Source organism: Gemmatimonadota bacterium, assembly GCA_009838845.1.
Lineage (GTDB): Bacteria > Latescibacterota > UBA2968 > UBA2968 > UBA2968 > VXRD01.
Genome location: VXRD01000124.1, coordinates 1 through 25813, shown reverse-complemented (window position 1 = coordinate 25813; position 25813 = coordinate 1). Strand labels below are relative to the sequence as shown.

The 25813-nt window shown below is 48.2% G+C and carries 28 protein-coding genes; 11 read left to right on the top strand and 17 right to left on the bottom strand.

Annotated elements, in window-relative coordinates; translation table 11 throughout:
- Positions 1–32: 32 nt before the first annotated feature.
- From F4Y39_16850 to F4Y39_16815, 8 genes are all read left to right on the top strand, one after another.
- The gene (locus F4Y39_16850; protein MYC15391.1) at positions 33–824 is read left to right on the top strand and encodes an Mrp/NBP35 family ATP-binding protein; all 792 of its coding nucleotides are present in this window, start codon (positions 33–35) and stop codon (positions 822–824) included.
- 182 nt (positions 825–1006) lie between these two features.
- On the top strand, positions 1007–2257 hold the full coding sequence (locus F4Y39_16845; GenBank protein ID MYC15390.1) for an efflux RND transporter periplasmic adaptor subunit: 1251 nt from the start codon (positions 1007–1009) through the stop codon (positions 2255–2257).
- 94 nt (positions 2258–2351) lie between these two features.
- Positions 2352–6392: an efflux RND transporter permease subunit gene (locus tag F4Y39_16840; protein ID MYC15389.1), complete on the top strand. Its 4041-nt coding sequence runs from the start codon at positions 2352–2354 to the stop codon at positions 6390–6392.
- Positions 6393–6571: 179 nt separating this feature from the next.
- The gene (locus F4Y39_16835) at positions 6572–7945 is read left to right on the top strand and encodes a TolC family protein (GenBank protein MYC15388.1); all 1374 of its coding nucleotides are present in this window, start codon (positions 6572–6574) and stop codon (positions 7943–7945) included.
- A gap of 15 nt (positions 7946–7960) precedes the next feature.
- Complete coding sequence (locus F4Y39_16830) at positions 7961–8419, top strand: hypothetical protein (protein ID MYC15387.1); 459 nt, start codon at positions 7961–7963, stop codon at positions 8417–8419.
- Positions 8420–8499: 80 nt separating this feature from the next.
- Positions 8500–8994, top strand: a complete 495-nt coding sequence (locus F4Y39_16825) for a hypothetical protein (protein MYC15386.1) — start codon at positions 8500–8502, stop codon at positions 8992–8994.
- Positions 8995–9053: 59 nt separating this feature from the next.
- Entirely contained in the window at positions 9054–9884 is an 831-nt protein-coding gene (locus tag F4Y39_16820) for a M23 family metallopeptidase (GenBank protein ID MYC15385.1), read from the top strand.
- A complete protein-coding gene (locus F4Y39_16815; GenBank protein MYC15384.1) occupies positions 9851–10348 on the top strand; it encodes a polymer-forming cytoskeletal protein in 498 nt (165 codons plus the stop codon). Before F4Y39_16820 ends, F4Y39_16815 begins: the two co-directional genes overlap by 34 nt.
- A gap of 91 nt (positions 10349–10439) precedes the next feature.
- Here the strand turns inward: F4Y39_16815 and hflX are convergent, their stop codons facing one another.
- From hflX to F4Y39_16780, 7 genes are all read right to left on the bottom strand, one after another.
- Positions 10440–11735, bottom strand: coding sequence for a GTPase HflX (hflX, locus tag F4Y39_16810; protein ID MYC15383.1), 1296 nt, complete (start codon positions 11733–11735; stop codon positions 10440–10442).
- A 21-nt stretch (positions 11736–11756) separates the two neighbouring features.
- The gene (locus F4Y39_16805; protein MYC15382.1) at positions 11757–12260 is read right to left on the bottom strand and encodes an HIT family protein; all 504 of its coding nucleotides are present in this window, start codon (positions 12258–12260) and stop codon (positions 11757–11759) included.
- On the bottom strand, positions 12257–12724 hold the full coding sequence (locus F4Y39_16800; protein MYC15381.1) for a GNAT family N-acetyltransferase: 468 nt from the start codon (positions 12722–12724) through the stop codon (positions 12257–12259). Before F4Y39_16800 ends, F4Y39_16805 begins: the two co-directional genes overlap by 4 nt.
- 18 nt (positions 12725–12742) lie before the next feature.
- Entirely contained in the window at positions 12743–13003 is a 261-nt protein-coding gene (locus F4Y39_16795) for a helix-turn-helix transcriptional regulator (protein MYC15380.1), read from the bottom strand.
- Positions 13004–13111: 108 nt separating this feature from the next.
- A complete protein-coding gene (locus F4Y39_16790) occupies positions 13112–13663 on the bottom strand; it encodes a GNAT family N-acetyltransferase (GenBank protein MYC15379.1) in 552 nt (183 codons plus the stop codon).
- 15 nt (positions 13664–13678) lie between these two features.
- Positions 13679–14299, bottom strand: a complete 621-nt coding sequence (locus F4Y39_16785) for a hypothetical protein (GenBank protein MYC15378.1) — start codon at positions 14297–14299, stop codon at positions 13679–13681.
- A 52-nt stretch (positions 14300–14351) separates the two neighbouring features.
- Complete coding sequence (locus tag F4Y39_16780; GenBank protein MYC15377.1) at positions 14352–15197, bottom strand: aminoglycoside phosphotransferase family protein; 846 nt, start codon at positions 15195–15197, stop codon at positions 14352–14354.
- Between the two features lie 230 nt (positions 15198–15427).
- Here F4Y39_16780 and tnpA point away from each other — a divergent pair, with 230 nt between their 5' ends.
- Together tnpA and F4Y39_16770 are read left to right on the top strand one after the other, a co-directional pair.
- Positions 15428–15820: an IS200/IS605 family transposase gene (gene tnpA / locus F4Y39_16775; protein MYC15376.1), complete on the top strand. Its 393-nt coding sequence runs from the start codon at positions 15428–15430 to the stop codon at positions 15818–15820.
- Positions 15820–16314, top strand: coding sequence for a hypothetical protein (locus F4Y39_16770; GenBank protein ID MYC15375.1), 495 nt, complete (start codon positions 15820–15822; stop codon positions 16312–16314). The genes tnpA and F4Y39_16770 overlap by 1 nt, the downstream gene beginning before the upstream one ends.
- Here F4Y39_16770 and F4Y39_16765 read toward each other — a convergent pair.
- A protein-coding gene (locus tag F4Y39_16765) for an IS3 family transposase (GenBank protein MYC15374.1) occupies positions 16299–17458 on the bottom strand; the annotation gives its coding sequence in 2 pieces (ribosomal slippage) (positions 16299–17209 and positions 17209–17458; 1161 coding nt in all). The two genes, F4Y39_16770 and F4Y39_16765, sit on opposite strands and share 16 nt — an antisense overlap.
- Before the next feature lie 256 nt (positions 17459–17714).
- On the opposite strand from F4Y39_16765, the gene F4Y39_16760 reads away from it, so the two are divergent.
- Positions 17715–18182: a transposase gene (locus F4Y39_16760; protein ID MYC15373.1), complete on the top strand. Its 468-nt coding sequence runs from the start codon at positions 17715–17717 to the stop codon at positions 18180–18182.
- An 89-nt stretch (positions 18183–18271) separates the two neighbouring features.
- Here F4Y39_16760 and F4Y39_16755 read toward each other — a convergent pair whose 3' ends face one another.
- From F4Y39_16755 to F4Y39_16715, 9 genes are all read right to left on the bottom strand, one after another.
- A complete protein-coding gene (locus F4Y39_16755) occupies positions 18272–19006 on the bottom strand; it encodes a hypothetical protein (protein ID MYC15372.1) in 735 nt (244 codons plus the stop codon).
- 34 nt (positions 19007–19040) lie between these two features.
- The gene (locus tag F4Y39_16750) at positions 19041–19733 is read right to left on the bottom strand and encodes a 5'-methylthioadenosine/S-adenosylhomocysteine nucleosidase (GenBank protein ID MYC15371.1); all 693 of its coding nucleotides are present in this window, start codon (positions 19731–19733) and stop codon (positions 19041–19043) included.
- 65 nt (positions 19734–19798) lie between these two features.
- Positions 19799–20461 carry a hypothetical protein gene (locus F4Y39_16745; protein MYC15370.1) on the bottom strand — a complete coding sequence of 221 codons (663 nt, stop codon included), beginning with the start codon at positions 20459–20461 and terminating at the stop codon, positions 19799–19801.
- 123 nt (positions 20462–20584) lie between these two features.
- Positions 20585–21607 (bottom strand): aminoglycoside phosphotransferase family protein, encoded by a 1023-nt coding sequence (locus F4Y39_16740; protein ID MYC15369.1) that lies wholly within the window; start codon positions 21605–21607, stop codon positions 20585–20587.
- A gap of 44 nt (positions 21608–21651) precedes the next feature.
- A complete protein-coding gene (locus F4Y39_16735) occupies positions 21652–22089 on the bottom strand; it encodes a DoxX family protein (protein MYC15368.1) in 438 nt (145 codons plus the stop codon).
- A 34-nt stretch (positions 22090–22123) separates the two neighbouring features.
- A complete protein-coding gene (locus F4Y39_16730; protein ID MYC15367.1) occupies positions 22124–22867 on the bottom strand; it encodes a creatininase family protein in 744 nt (247 codons plus the stop codon).
- A 10-nt stretch (positions 22868–22877) separates the two neighbouring features.
- On the bottom strand, positions 22878–23339 hold the full coding sequence (locus F4Y39_16725; GenBank protein ID MYC15366.1) for an NUDIX domain-containing protein: 462 nt from the start codon (positions 23337–23339) through the stop codon (positions 22878–22880).
- A gap of 341 nt (positions 23340–23680) precedes the next feature.
- On the bottom strand, positions 23681–24130 hold the full coding sequence (locus F4Y39_16720; protein ID MYC15365.1) for a hypothetical protein: 450 nt from the start codon (positions 24128–24130) through the stop codon (positions 23681–23683).
- A 274-nt stretch (positions 24131–24404) separates the two neighbouring features.
- Positions 24405–25316: an IS1595 family transposase gene (locus F4Y39_16715; protein ID MYC15364.1), complete on the bottom strand. Its 912-nt coding sequence runs from the start codon at positions 25314–25316 to the stop codon at positions 24405–24407.
- Between the last annotated feature and the right edge of the window lie 497 nt (positions 25317–25813).

Sequence of the window (25813 nt, the reverse complement as noted above, 5' to 3'; positions counted from 1 at the left end):
AGCAGGCAAAAAAATAAAAATAGGAGTATAATGTGAGCGCACCACCAATCCCAGAGCGCCCCCCCATCCCGGGTGTCAGACACATCGTCGCAATCGCCAGTGGCAAAGGCGGCGTGGGCAAAACCACGACCGCGTCAAATCTGGCTGTGGCAATGGCACAGTCGGGACACGCGGTGGGATTGATGGATGCGGATATTTACGGTCCCAATGTACCCATCATGATGGGTAGCAAAGCGCAGCCGCAAATGACACCGGAGCAAAAAATTGAACCCCTTGAGCTGTACGGTGTAAAAATGGTATCTCTGGGATTGATCGCCGGCGATGGCGTACCCATCATCTGGCGCGGACCAATGTTAGCCAAAATGGTCACCCAATTCGTGCGCGATGTGGCCTGGGCACCGCTCGATTGTCTGGTCATCGACTTGCCTCCGGGCACCGGCGATGTGCAACTGACCCTGACCCAATCGACCCCATTGGACGGCGCGGTCATCGTGACGACACCTCCTCTGGTCGCCCTGGAAGATGTGCGGCGCGGCGTCGAAATGTTTCACACCGTTGAAGTACCCGTACTCGGTGTAATTGAAAACATGAGCACGTATATATGCAGCAAGTGCGGCACAGAAACGCCGATCTTTGGTCAGGGAGGTGGCGAGCGCACAGCAAAAGCCTATAGCGTGCCATTTTTGGGCGCAATCCCCCTGCATCTACAGGTACAAATGGGAAGTGACACGGGAGAACCAATCGTAGCCTCTGATCCCGACTCGCCTCTGGCAAAGATATACCGCGACATCGCCGACAGCATCTGGCGATCCCTGGAAATATGAAAACTGCATCCACAATCGCGTATCATAAATAAGGTGGTCGTTATGCGAGCACCTTATTTTATTTCTTTCTTGAAAACTACACACCCGTTCAGTATATTTAATAATGTTTTCCGAAACCAGTCTTCCCACTGGTGCGTCAAAGGTCTTGTAGAATTCAGGCATATTCCAACCCGTGAGGATAAATGATGTTGCAACGTATATCGGTTATACTCGGAATTCTAATTCTTCTCTGGGCGTTTTCGGGGTGCAGTGAGGAAGCCACTGCCGACAAGGCATCTGCTGATAGCACGGCAAAGACCAGTTCGACCAAGGCCGATTCTGCCAAAGCTGATTCTGCCAAAGTTGCCGCAAGGAAGCAGCGCACCAAACAACCGAATCCAAAGGCCAAAAAGCAACCAAATCCCAACCGCAAAAATCAGAAACCGAGAGTCGCCGAAGGGGTACCCGTAAAAGTATCTGTCGTAGGAACGGGCGAAATCTCCCAGCATGTGCTCTACAGCTCCGCAGTAGAAGCCGAAGAAACCATCGACATTTACGCGCGAGGCTCCGGATTGGTGCGACGCGTACTGGTCGAAGAAGGGGAGCGTGTGCGCGAGGGCCAGGTGCTGATCGAACTGGTTGACGACGAATTAAAGCTCAACGAAGCCGAGGCGAAATTGATGTATCAGAAGTTGGAAAGCCAGCTCAAACGAAAAGAAGAGTTATTTAATCGACAACTTTTGGCAAAAGAAGAATACGAAGACCTCAAAATCAATGTTGAACAGAACAAAATTCGGTGGGAACGCGCCCGATTATCTCTCGATTACGCGCGCGTGCGCGCGCCGGTAAGCGGGGTCATTTCAAGGCGCTCGGTCAAGCTGGGCGACCGCATCGGTGCCAGCACCAAGCTCTACGAAATGGTCAACTTGAGTCGCTTGATCGCTTATGTACATGTGCCGGGACAGGGCATGCACAATTTAGCAGTTGGACAACCCGCACTCATAACAACAGATTTCTTACCCGGTACAAAATTTGACGGAAAAATATTGCGTATCAGCCCAGTCGTGGATCCCGGATCGGGCACCTTTAAGGTAACCCTGGAACTGAAATCAAAGAATCGGTTGCTGCGGCCCGGTATGTTTGTCAATGCACACATCGTCACAGCGACCCACCCCCAGGCTGTACTCGTACCCAAGCGGGCTGTGGTGTACGACGATGGACTACCGCACGTATTCGTCGTGTCGGACAGCACAGTCAATAAAGTGCGATTTGAAATGGGCTTTGACGACACCGAATTTGTCGAAGTACTCGCGGGCGTAAAAAAAGGCGACCAGATAGTCGTGGTGGGACAAAACGGTTTGAAGGACAAAGCCAAAGTGCGAATCATCGAAGGTGAAGGATTGCGCATTCCCGCGAAGCCAGATTCAACAGGGGAACAGGCAGAAAAGACGTGATGAGGTATCTTTTGTTTGCCTGTCGTTGTATAAAATAGCGAATCGCAGACCTTAATGTGTGGGCGGTTCGCTGATTTTTTATGCGGAGCGACACATGGAGAACAATATGGAATCGGAAGTTCGGGACAATGTAAAACGGGATTTTTCTCGCACATTTGAGATTACAACCCGGCGGCCCGTAGCGATTTTTATGGTCGTCCTGGCCGTTGCCGTATTTGGTTATGTGTCTTATCAGCAACTGCCGCTAAACATGATGCCCGACATTTCATATCCAACATTAACAGTGCGTACCGAATATCCCGATACCGCACCCGAAGAAGTTGAAAATTTGATCTCAAGGCCCATTGAACAGCGCCTGGGGGTTGTGAGCAATCTCGTAAGCATTACATCGATCTCCAGACCCGGCATGTCCGATGTCATTTTGGAATTTGGCTGGGACACCGATATGAATGACGCCGTGCAAACAGTGCGCGAAAACCTCGACCGCCTCAACTTGCCGCGCGGGGTCAATCGCCCATTGATATTGCGCTACGACCCCACGCAAGACCCAATCATGCGCGTTGGGATTTACGGCACCGAAAATATGTATGTATTGCGCCATATCGCCGAAGAAGAAATCAAGCAAGAACTGGAAGCGCTCAAAGGCGTAGCAGCGGCGCGTGTAAAAGGCGGACTCGAAGAAGAAATTCGGGTTGAAATCAGCGAACGGCAATTGGCACTGATGGGACTCAATATCAACACCATCAACCGGCGGTTGCAAGAGGAAAATGTCAACCTGGCCGGCGGCAGTTTGCTGGACGGACAAACGCAGTACCTCGTGCGTACGCTGAATGAATTTCGCACCATTGACGAAATTGCCAATCTGGTGGTAGGCGACCGCAACAACATTGAAATCCGGGTAAAAGATGTGGGGCAAGTTTATCGCACGCACAAGGAGCGGGAGATCATCACGCGGGTCAATGGCATAGAAAGTGTAGAAATCGAAATTTTTAAGGAAGCCGACGCCAATATCGTAGCCACAGCACAGCGCGTGCGCGACCGCCTGTTCGGCACACCCGAACAATTGGCATACATAGAAAAACTCAAAGCGGGCGAGATCGAAAAAGCCAAAGCCAACGACCGGCGGGAACAGGTGCGGCAATTTGTGCAGATGAAGGAGATGACGAGTTTTATCGCCTTTACATTGCCCGAAGGCGTGGCCATGGAAATGCTGTCCGATCAATCGACATTTATTGAATCATCGGTCAATGAGGTCAAGCAAACCGCGCTGATAGGCGGGTTATTGGCCATACTGGTCCTGTACATCTTCCTTCGCAATCCATCTCACACAGCTATTGTGGGCCTCGCCATCCCGATTTCAATTGTGGCGACATTTGCCCCCATGAACATTTTTGGCGTATCCCTGAATATCATGTCTCTGGGAGGGCTGGCACTCGGTATTGGAATGCTGGTTGACAATGCCATTGTGGTATTGGAAAGCATTTTTCGATGTCGCGAAGAAGGCGACGATATGATTTCGGCTACCATCCGGGGGACCGGGGAAGTCGGCGGAGCGGTTTTTGCATCCACGCTGACAACTGTGGCGGTGTTTTTTCCCATTGTATTTGTCGAAGGCGTGGCCGGGCAGATTTTTGGCGACATGGCACTAACCGTTGTTTTTTCACTCCTGGCATCTCTGGGCGTCGCGCTATTCTTTATCCCCATGCTGGCTTCTCGGCAAGTGCATCTGGCACGCGGCAATAGCGAAGGACAAGGCGAGCGTCTAATGCAGTCTGAAGTATTGCAATTGCGTTCGGTCGCGTGGCTACTCGAAGGCATGGGCCTGAAAAACAGGGGCGAAAATGCGCTTCAATATCACGCCATGAATTTTAGCACGCTGTTGATGCGCGTGCCAATTGGCTTTATCTATTTACTGGGCGAATACATCGCCCGCACATTGTGGCTTGCAAGTGTAATTGCGATCGTGGCACTCAAAGCCGTATTCACCGTATTGGCCGCTCTTCTATACCCCATCATCTATCCCGGATGGGGATTTTATTGCTGGCTCGGTTCCGGACCCTTATGGCGTCGGGAAATAAATCGCCTGTGGGGACCTCTGTGCACCTGGGCTGAGGATCGCGACCTGTTTGGCAAAGCATGGGTGCGGATCATATGGGATGATTTGCTGGCATTTGTAACGCCCCAAAATTTGGGACGCGACTTGAGTGTGCAAATGCGATGGACAGGGAGTACATTGAAGCGTCTGTTCCGCTGGGTCGGGAAGCACGCGATCTGGAAGCGCGTCTTAAAAATCGCACCCGTGCTCCTTGGCTCAGTAGGCGTTTTGCTGCTCTTTGTGCTCGGTGCGGTTTATTTTCTTCTTCGATTTCTGATCTTTACAACACTCATCTTGGTCGGCAAAATACTGATTCTGGCACTCATGTTTGTATTTTTAACCGGATTGGTCGCATTGCTGGTGATCGCCCTTGTCCTGTTGCCCATCCTCGCGCCAGTACTGTTTTTGTTTGAGCGCGGTTTTGCAGCCATTCGGCGCGCTTACACACCTTTTATCCGCTGGGCTTTGCACAACAGACTGAGCATTGTAGCGGGTGCTGTGGTGCCTTTTGCGATATGCTGGATGGTCTTGTTGCCCCGATTGGGCAATGAATTGATCCCACAGGTGCATCAGGGCGAGTTTAATGTGGATATTGGTTTGCCCGTAGGCACACCGCTCGAAATGACCGATGAAACCCTGAAGCTCATCGAATCGCGGGTGATGGATGCTTATGATGTGGGCGCGATTTCTTCGACAGTTGGCGTGGATAAAACCGATATCACATCGTCTGATCAGGGCGAGCACACCGGAGTTGTGTCTGTAGTGCTGGAGGATATCGAAACAGAGATCCCCCAAAATGTAATGGCGGGTTGGGGGCAAGACCTCCTGACATTGCCCGCACGTATTTGGGGCGGCATCAAAGGGGAAAGTGTTTTGGCACAGCGCGAAGACGCATTGATGGCTGATTTGCGAAACAGGCTCTCGGATTTGCCGCAGATAAAAGCCGATTTTTCACGTCCTGCACTATTTAGTTTTAAGACACCTATAGAAGTAGAAATTCGCGGTTATGATTTGCCAACATTGACCCAATTGGGGCGCGAAGCCGAGCGGGTAATGAGCGAGATTCCCGGACTTTACGATGTGAAATCGAGCCTTCAGCGCGGCAACCCGGAAGTGCAAATTGTCTATAAGCGTGAATTGTTAGCAAAATACAACTTGAATGTGCGTCAGGTAGCCTCGCTGGTGCGCGAAAAAGTACAGGGCAATGTGGTGACGCGATTTCGAGAGGCCGACCGACGCATTGATGTGCTGGTGCGCGTAGATGAGGCCGACCGCGCCGGAGTAACTGAGTTGCGTCGGCTGGTGGTGAACCCGGGACGACAGCAAGTGCCCATTCGCCTATCTGCGATAGCCGAAATTGAAGTACACGAAGGACCGAGTGAAATTCGGCGCATAGATCAACAGCGCGCAGTTCTGATTTCAGCCAATGTGAGCGGTATAGACCTGGGAACAATGACCGCTATGATTCAGCAGGCACTGGAAACAATGGAAGTACCCCAGGATGTGTCGATGGTCATTGGCGGGCAAAACAAAGAAATGGAGACATCGTTGAACAGTTTGACCTTTGCATTGGCTCTCGCAATTTTTCTCGTGTACATCGTAATGGCCTCGCAATTTGAATCATTTCTCCATCCATTCGTAATTATGTTTAGCATTCCACTGGCACTGATTGGCGTAATCGTCATTCTATTTCTCACGGGCATACCTCTTTCCGTCGTGGTGTTTTTGGGCGTTATCATGCTGGCGGGCATTGTGGTGAACAATGCCATTGTGCTCGTAGATTATATCAACCATCTGCGGCGCAGTGGTCTGTCCAAATTGGAAGCAATTGCGCAGGCCGGCGAAGTGCGATTGCGCCCCATCTTGATGACCACATCGACAACCGTGCTGGGATTATTGCCCATGGCACTCGGCCTGGGCGATGGCGCAGAAATCCGCACGCCAATGGCGATCACCGTCGTTGCCGGACTAATCAGTTCCACCCTATTAACACTGGTAATTATTCCAACCGTATATTCTCTAATGGACCGCAGCGAATGACCAGTCCCCAACTCCTAAGATTTTTTTCCAATTGACTTTTGACAACTTTCCATTTTCTTAAACACTTGTAGTTCTTTATGGCCAGGAAGCAAATACCCGGTAACTTTTTGGGCGTTTTGTCGTCTAACCCTTGTAACAACGATAGTCATCCTATTTGCCGAAACATGGAGATTTGAACGATGCGTTGCGTTAAATATATTGCTGTATTGGCAATTATCTTTGCCAGTGTGAATACCAATGCTCAAGAAGAGCGGCGGGAAATGCGCCTCACGCTAAACGAGTGTGTGGAGATCGCGCTGACGAGCAGTGCCCAGATCGAGCAATTTAAATACACGGTTGCGATTGCTGAGACCCAGGTAGATAATGCGCGAAATAGTTTTTTCCCGACTAATTCTACGATGAACTGGGGGCTCAATAGAAGTGTTCAGGGACCGCGTGAAGGACAAGTTCTGGATCAGACGACCGGTACTCTGGTGCAGTTATTGGGGGAAGATCGAATTGGTGGTGGGCAGAACTTCAGAATTGGTGGACTGTCAATGCCGATTTATGACGGTCAGATCATCTCCCTGCTATCGAGCGCAAAAAACAGTCTGATGCAAACGCAAATGCAACAAGTAGTCACTCGCCAAACGATCATTTTTCAAACCAAGCAGCGCTACTTTCTATTGTTGCAAGCCATTAAATTATTGGAAGTCCAGCAAGAGCGCGTGCGAGTATCCGAAGAAAGTCTGCGCAGGGCAGAGACATTGTACGAAATTGGGTCCGCTGCAATTTTGCAGGTAACGAACGCAAGATCAAATCTGGCGGGTTTGCGCGCAACTCTGATTCAGCGAGAAAATGCCGTGTTCATCGCCCAGTCAAACCTGGCATTTACAATGGGCCTGGGCACGGATGTGGATATTATTCCATCAGAAGAAGAGTTTGAACTTCTGACTCCGAAATATTCTGAAAGCGATGCACTATCTATAGCCCTTAAAGAACACCCCGACATTCTGGGTACCAAGTACAGTATGCTGGCGTCCCGGGACACTTATAATGCGACGAGAAAGAGTTTGTACCATCCCAGAATAACGATGAGCACGGGTGCTTATAGCTGGAGCATTGGTAAGGATGAGGAATTTGGCGGTATAGAAGACATATTCCTCAAGAACTATAATTACAGTTTTAGTATCGGCGTGACCATGCCCCTTTTTAACTTCAATACGAGCATCAACCTGAAACGGCAAAAGTTGCTGTATTTGCGCAGTCAGGAACAGTTAGATCAGGCCAAACGACAAAAAGCATTGGACCTTCGACTGCGCTATCTCAACCTGGAGCGCTTTCGGCGTTTGATCGAAGCAAATGAAGTGGCAGTGCAAGCGGCTGAAGAAAATTTTAAGCTGGAAGAAGAGCGGTATAATTTTGGCGGGGGAACTTTTCTCGAGCGATTGACCGCTCAGCGCGATTTGTTTGATGCACGCAATAATCTCGTGCAGTCAAAATACAACTATCTGATCGAAATGGCGAATTTGGAAAGCGAAGTCGGCACACCTGTTGTCGGAAATCCTGAATAATACGGAGGCGAGTTTATGGGTATGTTTTATCGAACTGGTGTGGGATTGGTTGCGGCTGCTCTGATCTTGAGCATGGCTGTACCTGCCCAGGCTGTAGGTAAGGACTTTTTGATGCGATCAAAATTTCACAGTGCACTGATGTTTGGCCTGGGTGGCGTTCTGGTTAAGCAAGCATTCGATGCAAAAAAAGAGGCCAATGATGCTTATGATCTTTACAAACAAGCCGGCACCTCTGCATTGGCACGAGAATTTTACGATAATTCCAAGCGCCATGACACCCGCGCCGCAGTATTGGGCGTTGCCGGTGGCGCAGCGATTCTTTTTTCCGTGCATCTGTTTATGAAAGAAGACGAGAGTGGTTTGCCTCCCCCGGAAATGAATCGAGGCATCGTGAATATCAAAGGTGTGGCATTAGATATAAAAGGCGATGTGTTTCAGAGAAAGATGCAGGTTCAGTTAAAAAAAGGGTTTTAAAGCATAAAAAATAAAAAAAGGGTCAATGCTCGCGTGAGTGTTGACCCTTTTTTGCATGGTATTTGTGGAGGGCGTTTGACATGCCATCGGGTAAAACACATACTCGGATTGATCTTTTTTTGCTGGTAATCATTATCGGCATAGGAGCCTGCTTTTGGAATCCCCTCGTCGAATATTTCGGACGCGATGAAATGGTCGAATACGGAACTGTTTTTGTGGTTGCCTACTTATTTGGCACGTTTTTACTATCGCCCGACCTGGACTTAAAAGCCAGTGACCCGTTGAAAAACTGGGGGATTTTGCGTTTGCTGTGGCGGCCTTATTCTCATATTTTCAAACACAGAGGACTTTCTCATACGCCGATTGTGGGCACCCTGACCCGGGTGCTTTATATTTTCATAGTTGTGTACGCAATCGCAGCTATAGCCAACGCATTCTTTGATCTGGGTTGGAAAATGTCGTTTGACGACTTGAAAGACCTGGATTTCAAAATCGTTATATGGGCACTCGCGGGGCTGTGTTTGCCCGATCTTTTTCACATTTTGGCCGATCACACACTTAAAAACGCCCGTTGACTTCTGGTTTAGTGCCCCTTATATTGCACACCCCACAGCTCAAATCATTGGGAGGCGTGTTGAACTGGCAACGCAAAAATTTTTCAGTGCTGGTCATTCCAGACGATGGTTCAAGGACCCTGAAATTTAAGCTCAGTTATCGCATGCTATTGGGGATAGGCTCGGGATTGGCCTTTGCGCTGTGTATGATATTTATCGGTCTATTTTTTTTCTGGCAGGCCCTATCCTGGAAAAACACTGCAGAAACTCTTGAACAGGAAAATGAGCGTCTATACGCCGACGTTGCCCGCGTGGATGAACTGGCGCAAGTGGTAATGCGCATGCAGGTCGGAGAGCAAAAATTGCGTTCTATATTGGCAGGTCACATGGGCTTGTCGCCAATACCCGATGAAGCGCAGTACGTTGAAGGATACTATGAAATATCAACCCTATTGGTGCAAAACAAGCCACGTAGTGGTCTGGAAATGCACTGGATTCCCGCAATCTGGCCTGTACCCCCTTCTCTTGGGTGGGTGGCACGCGCATTTGAAGTGGGAGACAACTGCGTCAATGGGTTATCTCCGAGTGGCGTATTAAAAAAATGCCACTCGGGGATTGATATCGCCGCCAGTGCAGGGACACCCGTGCAGGCCACAGCCAATGGACAGGTGACATTTGCAGATTTCGATCCCGAGTTGGGACATATGGTGGTTATTGATCACGGTGGTATTTATACGACGCGGTATGGTCACAACCGCGCACTGCTGGTCAAAGAAGGGGACTATGTCAGACAAGGGCAATATATTGCACAGGTAGGCACCTCAACGCAAAGCCGTGAACCTCATTTACACTACGAAGTTATCGAAGGGGGACGGGCATGCAATCCGCACGATTTCTTACCTCAAAATTAGCGAAGTTGAACAAACAAGACCACGTAGAAGCCATCGATACAATTGTGGGCGAGGGGTCGGTTGTGGAAGGGCATTTTCAGATCGCCGATAGTATCCGAGTAGATGGGACTTTTCGCGGAAAAATCACGTCTTCTGGTTCACTGATCGTCAGTACTCAGGGAGAAGTAGATGCCGATTTGATTCAGGTAAAAGATGCGGTTGTTGACGGATGTGTCAAAGGACCTCTGGACGCCTCGCACTCCGTAAGACTTGGCCCCAGTGCTGAGGTTGATGGCGATATTACAACTCAGGTGCTGATAGTCGAAAAAGGTGCTGTATTGCGCGGGACATGCGCTGTAGCACCCAATGCTGTAGATATAAAAAACCAGAAAGAGGACAAAGAGAAACAGGAAGAGGGCGATATAGAAAAACAAGAAGAGATGGATATAGAAAAGCAGGAAGAAGTCGAGCAGGTAGCAGATTGATCGACACTGCAATAGACAAAAAAACGCGCGTTTATGACGCGCGTTTTTTTATGCCTATCCGAAAGGCTGACCCGCTGATACCGAATCGCATTCAGCACATGATTTGATAACGACCATTGGGCAAAAGACGCCGTGCATTGTGTTGGCTGAGTTTAACCTCCATTAAAACATCATTGCCCTTGTAGTCCGTGTGCAAAACCTCGCCAATGCGGTAGAGTTCTGACAGGAGTTTGCCCTCGCGTTGCGGAATCTGAACCACGAGCGTCAGACGGTCGCCCTCAAGGTGGTTGTAGATCGCCAACCGCAGGTCTTCGAGTCCATCGCCCGTCTCAGCAGAAAGCCAGACCGCGTCGGGATATGTCGCTTTTAGATATTTGCGTCTGGCCCGATCGTCTAACAGATCATTTTTGTTAAACACCATCATAGTCGGTCTATCGGCCACATCGAGTTCCCCAAGCACCTCAATCACCGTAGCGATGTGTTCTTCACAAGCTGGATGACTGACGTCAACTACATGCAGCAAAAGATCGGCTTCGATTGCCTCTTCAAGGGTACTGTGAAAAGAAGCGATCAGATGGTGGGGCAGCTTTTTAATAAAACCAACAGTATCGGACAAAAGAATATCGCGGTTATAACCGAGGGAGACGCGCCGCGTAGTGGAATCAAGCGTGGCAAAGAGCCGGTCTTCGATCAACACATCGGCGCCAGAAAGGGCACGCATAAGGGTGGATTTGCCCGCATTGGTATAGCCGACAAGTGCTGCGCGAAAAATATCGGTGCGTTGTTTGCGGGCAATCTCGCGTTGTCTGGCAATGCGGCCCAGTGCTTGTTTGAGAATAGTAATGCGGCGATTGGTCGCGCGCCGATCCACCTCGAGCTGCGTTTCACCCGGGCCGCGCGTACCCACCCCGCCAGTGCCACCAGTACCGCCAGCCTGCCGCGAAAGATGGGTCCATTGACGGGTCAACCGGGGCAACATATAGATAAGTTGAGCCAACTCGACCTGAGTCTGGGCTTCTCGAGTCTTGGCGCGACTGGCAAAGATATCAAGGATGAGTCGGCTGCGATCGATAATTTTAACTTCAAGCAGGGTTTCGAGATTGCGGGTTTGTGCCGGCGAGAGATCTTCGTCAAAAATAACAACTTGTGCATGGTGTTCTACGACCTGTTCGACGAGTTCTTCGGCCTTGCCGCGACCAATCAGGTACGCAGGGTCTCTGCGCCCGCGTTCCTGAAGCACCTGCACGGCAACATCAACACCCGCCGTATCCGCCAAAAGCCCGAGTTCGTCAAGCGTGTCCTGTGCTTCGCCCAGTGAAATGCCGGGCAGCGCAAGCCCGACGAGTATGCCCCGCTCAAGCGCGTGTTCTTTTGTGAGATCATGCATATTTGCCATATACTGTCCTATCTAAATCGTCTTAAAATTCGGCCTTATAATAGACGCAATCTCTTCCGCCCGTTCCCATGACACGGTCACCTTCTGCTTCAAACTCCCATCTTTTGGCTGTAAGGCAGCGATATGAGGTGGTCCACTCCCCCAATTGCTCGACTTCCGGCGAGGAACAACGTGCATGTGAAAATGCGGCACCTCTTGCAAGCTGGCCACACCGTTATTCTGATAGACCGTAATCCCATCCGGATTGAAAGTTTTAACAAGTGCTTCTGATGCTATTCGGACAGTCTTCATAATTTCACCAGCCTCATCATCCGTCAGATCCAATATCGTCGGTGCATGTCGGTGAGGGATAACGAGAAGCTGTCCGATTTCAAACTGCCTGGGATTGAGCAACGTAAGCGTCTTTTCTGTCGAATTGATAACATGCCTACTTTCACCGCGTCCAGCAACTCTTTCACAAAATGGACAGGGATCCAACATCGGCATCTCAAATTCGGCAACAGTATCACTCATCATAATTTCTCATAAAAAACAATAGTCATTCTGTCATTGATCTCTCGCGTAACGCCAGTTCTCCTGTATCCCATTTTCTCATAAAAATAACAGTTACCTTCCTCTTGTAAAATCGTCTCAAGCTCCCAGCGCTCCGCATCAACAACATCCTCAACAAGCCCGATGGTATCTTGACCATATCCCTTCCCCTGATGCTCTGGAACGATAAACATGGGACTAATCCTCGCCCGTCTCACCTCGTCATCGTAGATAATTCTGATCGCTCCGATTCGCACGCCGTCAAGCATAATGAAGTAATAAGTGGTATGGGGCTGCTTTAATCTGTCGATAATCCGTTCAACATCTTCATTGGCTGGATTAGTCTCGTAATCCCGATACTTGCGAAGCAGTGGCAAAAATGACTCAATCTGAAGCCGGTGAATAGCTTCGGCATCTCTAATAGATGCTTTCTTTAAACTGATTCGCATAATGAAATAGACTGCCGTTCAAGCGGCGGTGATCTGTCTAATTTCCCAACCGGGGAAAACGAGAACAGCCGGATGGCACTCCAACGCCCGAGCGAGTACCTTGGCGCGCTCAACTCCAAGCTGGATGCGGTTATTTTCGATGGCCGAAATAGTCGATTGGGGAATGCCTGTGCGTCTGGCAAGCTCATTTTGACTAAGTTCCTGAAGCTCGCGGATAATACGGACAGATTCTCCTACGGATACCTCAATATGCTTCTTAGCACGACGGTAATTTTCCATTTCACTGTCTCCGATCAAACGGTCAAGAATGGCTACTTTGCAGGGGTTGGGTAATAGCTGATACCGGCCCGCGGGTTGCCGAATTTACGCAAAAGATGAGGGGACACTTCACCTATTTTTTCGAGCCTCCCATTCATCACGCAATAACCCACACCATACCATGTTTTTAAATTCATCTCTTAGATAGATATCCTGGCGCAAGACACCTTCACGGACCATGCCCAGCTTCTCCATTACTCGGAGAGAACCCACATTTCTCTCATCGGCTGTAGCGCGAATGCGATTCAAATCTGGATAGCCTGAAAACGATTCGTCGATAACAGCACCCACAGCTTCCGTAGTCAATCCTTTTCCCCAAAAGCGTCGGGCAATGCTATAGCCCATTTCGCCAACGCGATTATCAAAATCAAATCCAATATTAATCCCACCAATAACAGAGCCAGCGTGTTCAATCGCCCAGGACACGCGTGTTTTGCGATCCTGCAACACTTGACCTGCTACAAATTTTTCGGCATCTGATCTCGTATAGGGCTGGGGAACCGGAAGAAAGCGTGCCCATTCCGGATCAGATGCGTATAACAAAACATCCTCAACATCCACAAGGCTAAACCGCCTGAGTATCAATCGGTCTGTTTGAATAAGTTCCGACAGCATTTCCATATCTCTCTTTTCCAGTCAGAGCACATCCTCGTCCAACCACCTGAGAAAACTCTCGTCATTAGTGTACTCATAGGCAAAACCACCACAACCTCTGAACAACTCTGGCTCCTTGCTGCCATCTTCAATCAAAAGACTATTTCCATAGTGGATATCATCTCCCAGCGCCTTAAATGCAATCGGCCAGAGTGCGCGCTTATCGTTTTCTCCGTAATCGGAAGAATTGATAATCACGTCAAATTTCTCGTCCAATCTATGCGATGGAACAACGACATCTGAAAAAACATCCATATTGGCAGTTACAATCGCGGTACGTCTCCCTTGACTTCTCTGCGCAAGCGCGAAATTCAGGACTGCCTCGTTAAAGTCAAGATCCCTGCATCCCAACTCCATAGTTTCCAAAACCGCAGAAATATCCATATTCGCGTGATCGGAGACAATGGCCGCAATATCTCTAAGACCCAGGGTATTCGTCATCCACATCCTGCAGACAGGCCGATTGGCGAACACATGCTCTTGAATAATATCGTGCCACTCGGGGCATTCTGGTGGGGATACCTTGAAATAGAGATCCGAGGACAACGTAAAACCAAAATCGAAAACAACGCACTTGAACTTGCTCAGATCACCGACCTTCATTTCCCACACCTTTTGACTGAACTTTTGGAATAGTCTCGAAATAGTGAAGGCATCAATCTACAAATTGGGATTCAATAGCCCTGACAACACCAGGTACGTACTGCTCAAATCCGTAATTCAGAGCAAAAAAAACAACAAAAAAGAGCTTCCGCTTTGACTCATAATCCACCCGCGTCCAGAAGTTCTTCCCCAAAGGCAATTGGTAGTGTTCAACCATATCCTCGGCAAACTGCTTCCCGAACCTGCGGTAAAACGTTGCAAAATCAACAGCAGGATCGCTGATACTCAAATCGCCGAAATCAATCACCCCAACAATCTTTGATTGTGCCGCATCAATCAGGACATTGTTGGTACCAAAGTCCGAGTGAGCAATGACGTTCTGATATGTGGCAGACGTGACTTTCGGTATTGCTCGTTGGAAGTAGTCTTCGGCTTTCTCCCGAGTATGCCCTCGCAGGCGCGGAGACACGGCAGGCCACAATTCCCGCCAAAAATCTTTACCTCCAAATGGAGCAACCTTGATATACTGGTGTTCGAATGCAACGGCGTGAAGACAAGACAGAAAATTGCCCAAAGCTTCTGCCGTAGTCTTTCTCTCCCTCTGACCGAGATTCTGAAATATCGTCTCAGAAAACTTGTCACCCTCTATCTTTTCATAGGCTATGTAGTTGTTACCCGAGTGCTGTATTTCCGGGATCGATAGTGGTGAGTCTTTCTGGAAAAGGGGTAGAAAAGCCTGTTCAACAGCAAGCTGAGTATTTGATAGATCCCGAACGAATCGGAATATCCACTTCGCGTTTACTTCCAAAACCACATGCGTCCAGCCTTCATCCAACTGAATAATGGATTCTACAGGCTCAGTTAGCGCATTTCGAATGATTGATTCGTACGTCTGCATGCGATTTAGCTGAAATGCGCGTAATCCCCAAGTCCTTCAGACTTGGGATGTAACGCGCTAAAATTTATGGGGCGGTGCTTTAGCCTGGGGCATATCGCGAATATGCGATATGGGTGGTGAATCAACCAGACTATTCGAATAATTCTACATGACAATGTGCTATGTATTTATTAGATTGAACCTATACAATCTAACACAAGGGGTTGATCGTGAAGTTGAAAAGTCCTGACATGAAATATCACACCTCGCACAGTGCAGTTTTCAGTTGCCATTATCATGTTGTCTGGTGTACCAAATATCGACGCCAAGTGCTGTCTGTTGACATGCAAACCCGACTGAAAGACTTATTGCTTGAGAAGCAGTGCGAATATGGCTATGAAGTGCAAGGTTGTGAAATCTTGTCTGATCATGTTCATTTGCTTCTTTCTGTTACGCCGTCAAAGCCAGTGAGTAGTGTTGTAGGCAGGCTCAAAGGCTATACGGCTCATATTCTGCGGTCTGAATATCCAGAACTTAAAAGCAGATTGCCGTCTTTGTGGACGCGGAGTAAGTTTGTAGCAACCGCTGGCGAAGTGACGCTTGGAGTTCTGAAACGCTACGTCGAAAATCAAAAGGGCGTATAGTGGACTATATAACTTACAAATTCAAGCTGTATTCGGTGTGTGACCGCAACAAGTACCTGCACTATGAGATAGACGCTTTTGCGGGCGTGTATAACCACTTCATAGCTTTGCACAAGAGATACTATCAGCGTTTCAATAAGTATCCGAACAAGTATGCACTGAAGAAGCATCTGACAAAACTGAAAAAAACTGAGCGGTTTGGTCATTGGAGTGCGCTACCGTCTCAGGCATTGCAAGATGTGGTATTTCGCATAGATTTTGGCTACCAGAAGTTCTTTGCCAGAGACAACAAGCGACCGCCCACATTCAGGTCACGCTTTCGGTATCAGTCCTATACGCTGGCGCAGGCAGGCTACAAATTTCTTTCTGGTAACAAAGTGCGTATCGGCAAGCGTGTATTCAGATACCATAAAAGCAGAAACTTCGATGTAGATAGTTGGAGTTACCCCGCTATGGTGGAGAGTTTAGGGCTTGTGTATCAAGCCTGTGATTGATGCAGTTTTTCATAAGCTATCGGTGCATGGTAAGCAATGGAAGAGTGCCTGCGATGCGGATTATACCACCCTTCAATGTAGGAGAAGATAGCCAACCGAGCCTCTTTATGCGTACGGAAGGATCGGCGATTGATCAGTTCACACTCCAAGGTGGCGAAAAAGCTCTCGCACAGTGCGTTGTCATAGCAGTCGCCGGCAGCTCCCATTGAGGGACGTACGCCAGCCTCCTGACAACGCTTTCCAAATGCTATGGAGGTATATTGCGCCCCCTGGTCAGAGTGATGGATCACGTCTTCGGGTCGGCGCTGGTAAAGTGCCATATTTAAAGCCGATAAGACCAACTCACTTTGCAAGTGGCTCGCCATTGCCCAGCCCACAACGCGGCGGGAGAAGGCATCTACGACAACACTGAGATACAAGAAGCCCGACCAGGTAGGTACATAGGTGATGTCAGCCACCCAGAGTTTATTGACCGTTGCCACAGTGAAGTCGCGCTTTATCAGATCGGGAGCCTTTCTATCCTGATGCGCCTTAACAGTCGTTCGTGTGCTCTTGCGGCGAGAAACGCCACAAATGGTCATCTCACGCATCAGACGTGCCACGCGCTTCTTGCCTACTCGGATACCCATATCCATCAGGTCTTTAAAGATGCGAGGGGCACCATAGGTGCTATCTGATCGGGTGTGAAAGACTTTGATCTGCTTCTTCAGGTCCATATCGACCTTTGCTCGTTTAGAGGGTGGACGTGTTCGCCAGGCATAATACCCACTGAGGGAAACACCCAGGACTCGGCATTGTGTGGCGATAGGCCAAAGTGCCTGGTGCGCTTTCACGAACGCGAAGATTTTCTTGGGTTCGCGTCGGTCTCCGCTGCGAACCAGGCCGCTGCTTTTGAGAGTATCTCGCGCTCGATGCGCAACTGCTTATTCTCACGTCGAAGACGACGCAACTCTTCGCGCTCATCGCTCTTCAGGCCGTCTTCTCGAAGGCCCTCATCTCGATCAGCCTGGCGTATCCAGTTTTGGATCGTCTGGGCGGTTGGCTCAAACTCTTTGGCCAACTCGGATGGAGAGCGACCAGCGCGCACAAGCTCAATGATCTGGCGTTTCAACTCGGCTGGATAAGGCGGACGTGTTGGTGGCATAGTGGGGCTCCTTTCTGATTACTGATAAGGTACCCACCAAAACGGGTCAAGTCCAAGTATCAAGACGGTCACAATCAAGCGTGACCGTGTAGGTGACTTGTGGCTATGTGTTGTTGCAAAGGCTGAAGGTATCAAGTCATTCATTGCCAAGAACGGTAAAACCGCAGGCTTTGACTTTGGCTTGAAAACATACCTGACAGCCTCAGACACCACACGAACACAATCGCCTTTGTTCTTTTCTCGCAACGCCAGACAGGTGAAAAAAGCCAACCGCAATCTGTCACGTAAGCAGAAAGGCAGCAACAACTGCCATAGCGCAAGAGTAAACCTTGCCAGAGTGCATCGGCGTGTTGCCTCAAAGCGCAGGGACTATCACTGGCAACTTGCCTACCATCTTTGCAGGCAATATGACGTAATGTGCTTTGAAAAGCTGAATATCAAAGCCATCCAACAGTTGTGGGGCAGAAAGATTAACGACCTGGGCTTTGCCGACTTCTTGACCATCCTCAAGTATGTCGCACAAAAGACAGGCAAGACAGTTCGGCAACTCGACCAGTGGCTACCCACATCTAAGACATGCTCCGCATGTGGCATGTTACAAGAGAATCTTGAATTGCGAGAAAGAACATTCCGCTGTGGCTGTGGTCTTGAAATAGATAGAGACCTCAACGCAGCGATAAACATTCACAGGTGGGGGCGTCCACCTCTGGCGGAGGCAGCGTAAGACCAGGCTTGAATAGCTGGCTACTGCCGTTGATACCACAATCCCTGCTGAAGCAACAAGAATCCCAATGCTTCAGCTTTGGGAGTACGTCAATCTCTCCACTTATCGCGCGGATAGGCCTGGAAGTTAAATTCTCCTCTATTGAGCGCCTCATCGAATTGCACAAGAGCCTTGATTACCTTTTTTCGGGCATCTGCCATAAACGGATTCAGCAATTGCGTCTCTCTATATGTGGAAGGCGAGTTCGTATTCAGGTGTTCAATCAGTTGCAGGAGAAACCTGCCTGCTCCAGATGGCAACTTCTCGCGCTCTTCCTCCGGTAGATAGAGTTCAAGAGCCATCCCAATGAAATGTGCCATACCAGGTCCAGTTCTGCGATCTTCATCTTCTGCAGTCCTGGGGATCAGCTTACAACCCATTCGCTTCAAACACGCTGATATCTCGGGATCCGCTTTTCCAAATAGGGGTATATTGCCTGGACCGAGATGCGATAGTCCAAACCTCTCTCGATTCAATGTTGACAGTTCCCTATCTGCAGCAAGTCGTGCTGTACAACAATCAATCACAACGCAATCAGATTTGGCATGCTCATTGATCTTCGGAACCCATTTGCTAAGTGCCCAGACCGGAATAGCTAAAAAAATGACATCTGCCTCGGAAAGACTTTCAGTATTGTTGCTTGACTGTCGCGCTCTAACATCGACCAGTTCAGAGCTTATATCGCGACTCGAAATAACTTCAATTTGGAATTGATCTGCGAATGCATTTACTGCCTGCTTTCCCATTCTGCCAAAACCGATTATGCAAAGTCTCTTCCTTGCCATTACAAATAACGTCCTTTATGTGAACTTTTGCTATTCATATCGCCTGCTCAATCCAGTTGGGAAGATGCAAAACCAGATCATTCATTATCCTCTCTGTATTTTCTACATAAATCTGCACATTGCCTTCATAAGCTTCGCCGCCTTCAGACCCAACCAAATCCGTAACTCCGCGTAAAATGAGACATCTGACCTTATTTCGGTTTACTACCCACGCAATTGCGCCCGATTCCCAATCCCCTGCTACTGCACCATATTTGGACTTCAAAACCGAAATATCTTCTGCCACCAGGTCGCGGTCTGCTGATACCAGAACAGTTCTCAACACGGGATGGGGATATGGCTCACTTAACCACGAAAGATCAATCTCAGTTGTATAATCTCTGATCGCTTCCTCGGCATCCAACATCTGCTCGACAATATCATAGACAACCGTACGCTCAACCAGCACAATCGTATCCTTCTCAACCCCGCCTTTAAATCCACCGCAAGTTCCCAGATTCACCACGAGATTTGGAGACCATCGATCAATAGCATATTGTGCTGATGATGCTGCCGAAATTTTACCCCATCCTCCGTGAAAAAATATGGCTGGCTGTTGCCCACCCTTAATGTCAAGGTGCGTCTCAAACCATTGTCCATAAGGAGATGCTTGTAGGTCAGAATCGGAAAAAATTCTCCCGATAGCATCCCATTCAATATTGGCTGAAATGATCACAACAACAAACATAGACTAAACTCTTGGGATAGCCTCGAAATAGTGAAGGCATCACTCTACAAATAGGGATTCTATTTTCAGTCTCCAACTTGTTTCCAAACATTGGCTGCATACATTAAGCCTATTTCAGGGCTGCTGAGGATTGGAATTGAAATTTCTGGGCACAAATTTGCGGCTCCCGCCATAGAGGCTTGTGCCAACACAATGACATCTCCTTCAGGTGCTTTGTCTTTTATATTTCGGGCTATTTCACTAAAATATCCATTGTGGTCTCCCTCCTCAAATCTGATCCAAGCATTAGCACAAAAAACCTCAATAAGTTCAACGCGCTTTTGGCGCGTTTTTGCGGTTTCAAGAATAAGGTCACGAGTTGGAGCAATCGTACTCTCAAGTGCGGCAGCAACAATAATTCGAGAACCTATTTCGACTGCTTTCTCCGCCATGGGTCTATCGATTCGAACAATAACACCATCTGTTAAATGATTTACTTTTTCCGCACTTGCTCCAATTGTAGAACATGTGCAGAGTATCACAGTTGCGCCTTTTTTTCTTTCGGAGAGGATACAATCCCGAATACGTTCATCCAGATTTTGAGTGATTCCTCTGTCACGAGCCTCTGTCAGAAATTGCTCTTCTACAATATGTCTAACGGGTAATTCTAAAGAAGCTTCCTCCATAAGCCGATTGAAAGTACCGATATGCACTGGTGAAGTATGAAGAAAAGCCAAATGGGATTGCATGAAATGACGCCTTTTCTCTGATAGATAGTGTTTTTACCACGAAGATTTTCTAATCTTGTGACAGTTTTAGCGACAAAATGGTTTCTATATTACAAAACAGGTCCACGAACAGTGTGGGTTGGTTTACCCAGCTACGCCATGCAGGTGCTCTAGATCGGAAACCGCCGCGCTCAGGAATTCAGGCGTCCTGGGATGTAGAAGACGACCGCAGTCCCAGAAAAACCTTATCATCCGGAGATTCGCGACAATTGACAGGACCATCTTCTCTACAGGCGACAATTCCATAAGGGGCTTTTCGATGACGGCATTATAGGAAGATCGAAAAGCATCAACGTATCCGGGTTCGAAATACTCCGAACTCGGCCTGGTCACATATTCTCCTTCGGCTTGCCGCAGGTCATAGGCTGCCGTCCCCCAGCCAGCTGATTGGAAATCATGGACATTTGAAATACGCAGTGAGTTGCCGTTTTCCACGAGCACATTGTGGAGTCCTGCTTCGCCCCACAGGAATACGTTGCTGCCTTGTACTCTGACTTCGGACACCGGGTCCGTAGCAACCAATAGCCTGCTCCAGAGTTCCGGCAGGGTTGCCGCCATGGAAGAGGCCAACACCCCGTCGCCAAACATTGCTTCCCGGATCGTCACTTCCCACGAAGCAAGATCACTCGTTTTCTGTGATTTAAGCTCTCCCGGACACTGTTGGCTGTGAATATGTGCCACTGTTTGTCCCAGTAATGCGCCTAACTGTAGTCGCTGTGATCGAGGCGCGCCCAGGTAGTAATTGAGTCCCGACTTCCCCAACTCGCATGGGATCAAAAGACATTCTGATTCTCCATCGCCATCGTACACCAGAGATTCAGACACCGGAACACCGGCGGTGGTGCGCAATGCCTTTGTGGCAACGAACTCGGTTTTCAAACTGAAACCGAGGGATTGGCGAAACTGTATCTTCAAGATCACCCGTCCGTGGACGCGAGTCTCCACCAGAAAAATCTGGTTTGTGAAATTAGTCTCCAAGCGCCTGATAGACCGGGACGAACTGAAACTATGTTTCTCAAAAAGCGCATCAATCTGTCCACGGGTTACATCCGGCTTATCGCGGAATAGAGCGCGGATATCTTTCATGCTGGCGAGTCTTGTTACCATCAGTGCTATCTCCGCGGGATATTCTGACTGATTTATTGGAAGTGCTATAAATGTGAGTCACGCGATCGTATCAGAGGATCTATCCCGTATTTTCCCGAACCGATAACCACGAACATCCCTGTAATAACCAGGTACAGAAATGCCATCTCCTTCGTGCTGAATGGATCCGCTGCGTGTTGTAAGAACCCGGCCACCAGCATGGTCGAGCATATCAAAAACGCCCCTGGTCGCGTGAGTAATCCCAGTGCCAACAATAGCCCGCCGCCAAACTCCGAAAAGGCTGCCATCCAGGCAAAAAACTCGGGCAAGGGAAACCCCAAATTTTCTATAATGGTCACAAACCGCTCAGAAGGTGGGATCTTCCCCAATCCATGTCCCAATGCCATACTCAACCCTACAAACACCCTGAGAATCGCCAACCCGACATTTGCCGGGATCGACTCAATAACCGATCCACCAAATACAAGTCGCTTAATCATAATTTACCTCCCTGTTGTGGTTTACAGACGTCGTCCTTTACTCAGAAAGTTCAATAGCATCTCTGAAAATCCCCGCTGTAGTCGATATGACCTCATCCCAAAGCCTGCGTCCCAACTCCGCACTCGCTCTGGTCGCATCACCAATAACACCAGTATCTGAGTATTTTGTGAAATCGAGATGCGGATCATCCCAATTCACTTCTCTTGAACTGGACGAAGGGATGTTCTCGAGTCTAACCGTGTCCGGGCGTTGATACATCGCAATCGAAGTCGTAAAACTATCGGCGTGACCACCTGGAACGCTGGGATCAGCTACACGGCACCAAATGTCGTGATATGGCAGGGGTGGAAGACAAGCTTTGCATCCCGGATGGAATTTCGCGTTGAACCTGTCCACCGCCTCCTGCAGTCGATGCTCACCGCAGCCGCGCCAGACAACAATAGTGCCAAAGCCCTGCTCTGCCAGCGATTCAAGGACAAAATAGACATACGCTTCATGAACAACGTGCGGGATATTGACATATCCTGAGCCAAAACCCCGATGTTCGGGCGTGGGACCAAATGGCATAGCTGGCAAAACCAGAGCACGTACATCGTGACAGCGTGCCGCATACTGCGCTGCCTCCAACGCAACAGCTTCCGCAAACCATGTGTCGAAATCCACTGACAAATGCGGACCCTGTTGCTCGGTGCATCCCGTGGGTACAATCGCCAGGCACCCGGCGTCAACCATATCCTTGATTTCTAAGTACGTATAATCAGTAAATTTATGGGATTTCATCTTGACTCATTCAAACGTTGATCAAATCAATAGCAGAAGGTCCTGTTTGTACCTTGTAATAGGTCCTCGTCTTGTCCGCGAAGTAATCCTTGATGCGTTCGACCTGCTTTAGGGACGTGTTGCTCGGGATACGATCTAAATGAAAATACTCAATCTGATCCGCCTCATCGGTAAGCTGGATTGTACCCCCTGTAACCTGGCAAAAAAATGACAACACGATCTCATTCTTATCTGTTTTACTGTACACCCCACTGAGATGGACGGGCACAGCTTTCAAACCCGTTTCTTCTTCTATCTCTCGCACCAGAGCAGCCCACGGACTCTCGCCTGCCTCAACGCCACCACCCGGTAAATTCCACAAATCGAAGTCGCGTCGGTGGCACAACAAGACGCGGTCTTTGTCATCGGTAATAATCCCAAAAACTCCGATTGTGAACACGATCAAATCCCTCTTCTGATATATCGGGATCAACGGGTTATTGACGCAACAAAATAGGCATCAGATCAATACTGATCCAATGCCCTCGACTTCCAGGTGTGAAATGGGAAAGGTCTGGAAGTTATTTCTTGAAAAAGTCCTTTGGGTTCCTCTGACTCTTATAGTCCGCAATTGTTTGTCTGCGTAACACATCTTGGTAAGACAAAGGATTGTTTATCTCTGCCAAGCCTCTCGCTAATTCTTCGTGCTGCTTTCTCAATTCTTCTTTATTTTGCTCGGTCATAAATTTAATGTCTCTGAAAAGGGTTAAATTGGAATGATCGGGCTACGGGGCAGGTGCGTCCAACACCTGCCCCCAAATATTCAAACATCTGTCAGAAGTCAATTCTTATTTCCTCGTCTTTCATCCTAACAAATATTGTTTCTCCTGACTCTTTTGCGGCATTGGCTGCTAACATAAATACGTTCTGATATTCTTCGGTTGATGCGTCCTTGCTTATTGAGAAATTGGTCTCGCTATCAATCTTGCTCAGATCTGATTTCTCTGCACAAGTCACGCGTATAGTCATTGGCGAATATAATCCACCTGTGAGTGCATTTGCAATTTGATTTGGGAATGAAAGTTGAGTTTCAACTTTTGCTACTCCGTTGGTACACTTCGAGGCAACTTGGACAGTTGAAGGTGGTACTAATCCGAACAGCCAACCATGTGCCCAATTCTTCTGCACAACAATTGTTGAGGGTTTACGTCCTGTGTCAATCGTTGCTGTGTAACAACCTGATACCACAAAGAAAACTGTTACTGCTAAAATGCAAAGACGCATCGCTATATCCTCCGCTTGGGTTGACGTTTGCTCGCATCCTCTTGATGACGGGCATTTGTCGCCAATCGCGCAGAAAATTTAGAACGCGGTTGTCCTGCCTATTTGCTCTAATTCAAGGAGCGACCCTGAATCTTTGAGAGAGCTATTTTATTTAGCAGACATACCCGTCTAAACGGGATCTGCGGATTAGCGACGCGGTAAATATAACGACTAAAAATGGATTGTCAAACGAAAATAAATAATTGTTCTAAGCAGGCTTCTAATGCCCCGTTGGTCACAGCATCCAGCTATCATTTATAACGTGATATGTTATATCTCGATGCTTGAACAGACAGAATTTGAGGAATTGCTTTAATATCTGCTCTCTTTTCAGGTGTCTCCAATTAAGTCGAAATGAGATTTCAGCAAGAAAATTGTTAATCCGTTCTTCGCTACAATGATAATATGTCCCTCTGAACGTACGTTTGACGACAGTCCAAAGACTCTCCATTCCATTCGTATGTATATCGTCAATAAATTTACCGTATTTTCTTTTCACAAATGCATGTTCTACAATTTCTTTCATTTTGGCGTATCCTCTATATTGGTCAGTATAGAGCGTCACGTTGTTCAAATCAAGATATTGAGATACAAACCATTGCATAGACTCGTTATCAGTACTGTATGTTCTTCTCATAGCGACCTTGCCTGTTCTTGAAGTCACACCGAGAATTGCCATCTTGTCCGTCCAAGAACTGTGTGGATACTCTGTTTTGATGCTCACATACGTCTCGTCCATTTCAGCAATTCCTGTGATTGCTTGCACAAGCGTTTCGTTGGCTTCGGCATACATCTCTTGTCTTATCTTGTCCTGTATCCTCCAAGCGTTATCTTGTGATATATCAAGCAGTTCTGCCAATGCGTAGCTCGAAATGCCTTTCTTTTGGTACGTCATCAAAACGATTGCAAGAAACCAGATTCTCAAAGGTGTCCTCGTCCCACTGAATATCGTCCCGCTCAAGACATTAAATGAACTTCGACAGCTTCGACATCTCCAACGTTCTGTCGCATCCTGCGGATTCTTCCTGCTTACATTGTGATTGCCGCACAGAGGGCAGTAAGGATTGCCGTTGAATCGCAAATACTCAAGGAACTCTATACAATCCTCTTGACTTTTGAACTTTTCCATCACTTTAATAATGCTCATAGCTTGTTTCCTTTCATTCGTTTGCGGCGGATGAATGTTTGGGCGGAGGGGCTACTGGTAATAGCCCCTTTGCCACTTTTCGCTGTTATAGTAAATAATTACTGGCGAAGCAACACTTTTCTACGTGCCCAAACAGCGAAAAGAACTAAGATAACAAGCCCGAATTAAGCGGAAATTCATTGCTTTATTTTCAGCTTTTCTGCGTGATCTTTCAGCATTTTATACCTGAATGTGTTTATTTGATATTCGATTTCGTCCGTCATAGACCCTTTTGAATGCATTTCAATTTCCATTCTGCTAATTAGTACTTTAGCTAAATCCTGCGTAGCTATGGACATTCCTTGTTGTTTCATCTGACAACTCCAGGTTAGATGGTAAATGGCTATGCGGATACGGCAAGGGTGGTTTGATGGGACTGCCCTTGCCACTAAATTTGATGTAAAACGTATTAATTAGCAATGTTTAAATTAGCCTTAAATTTGGGGATAAACCCTCCC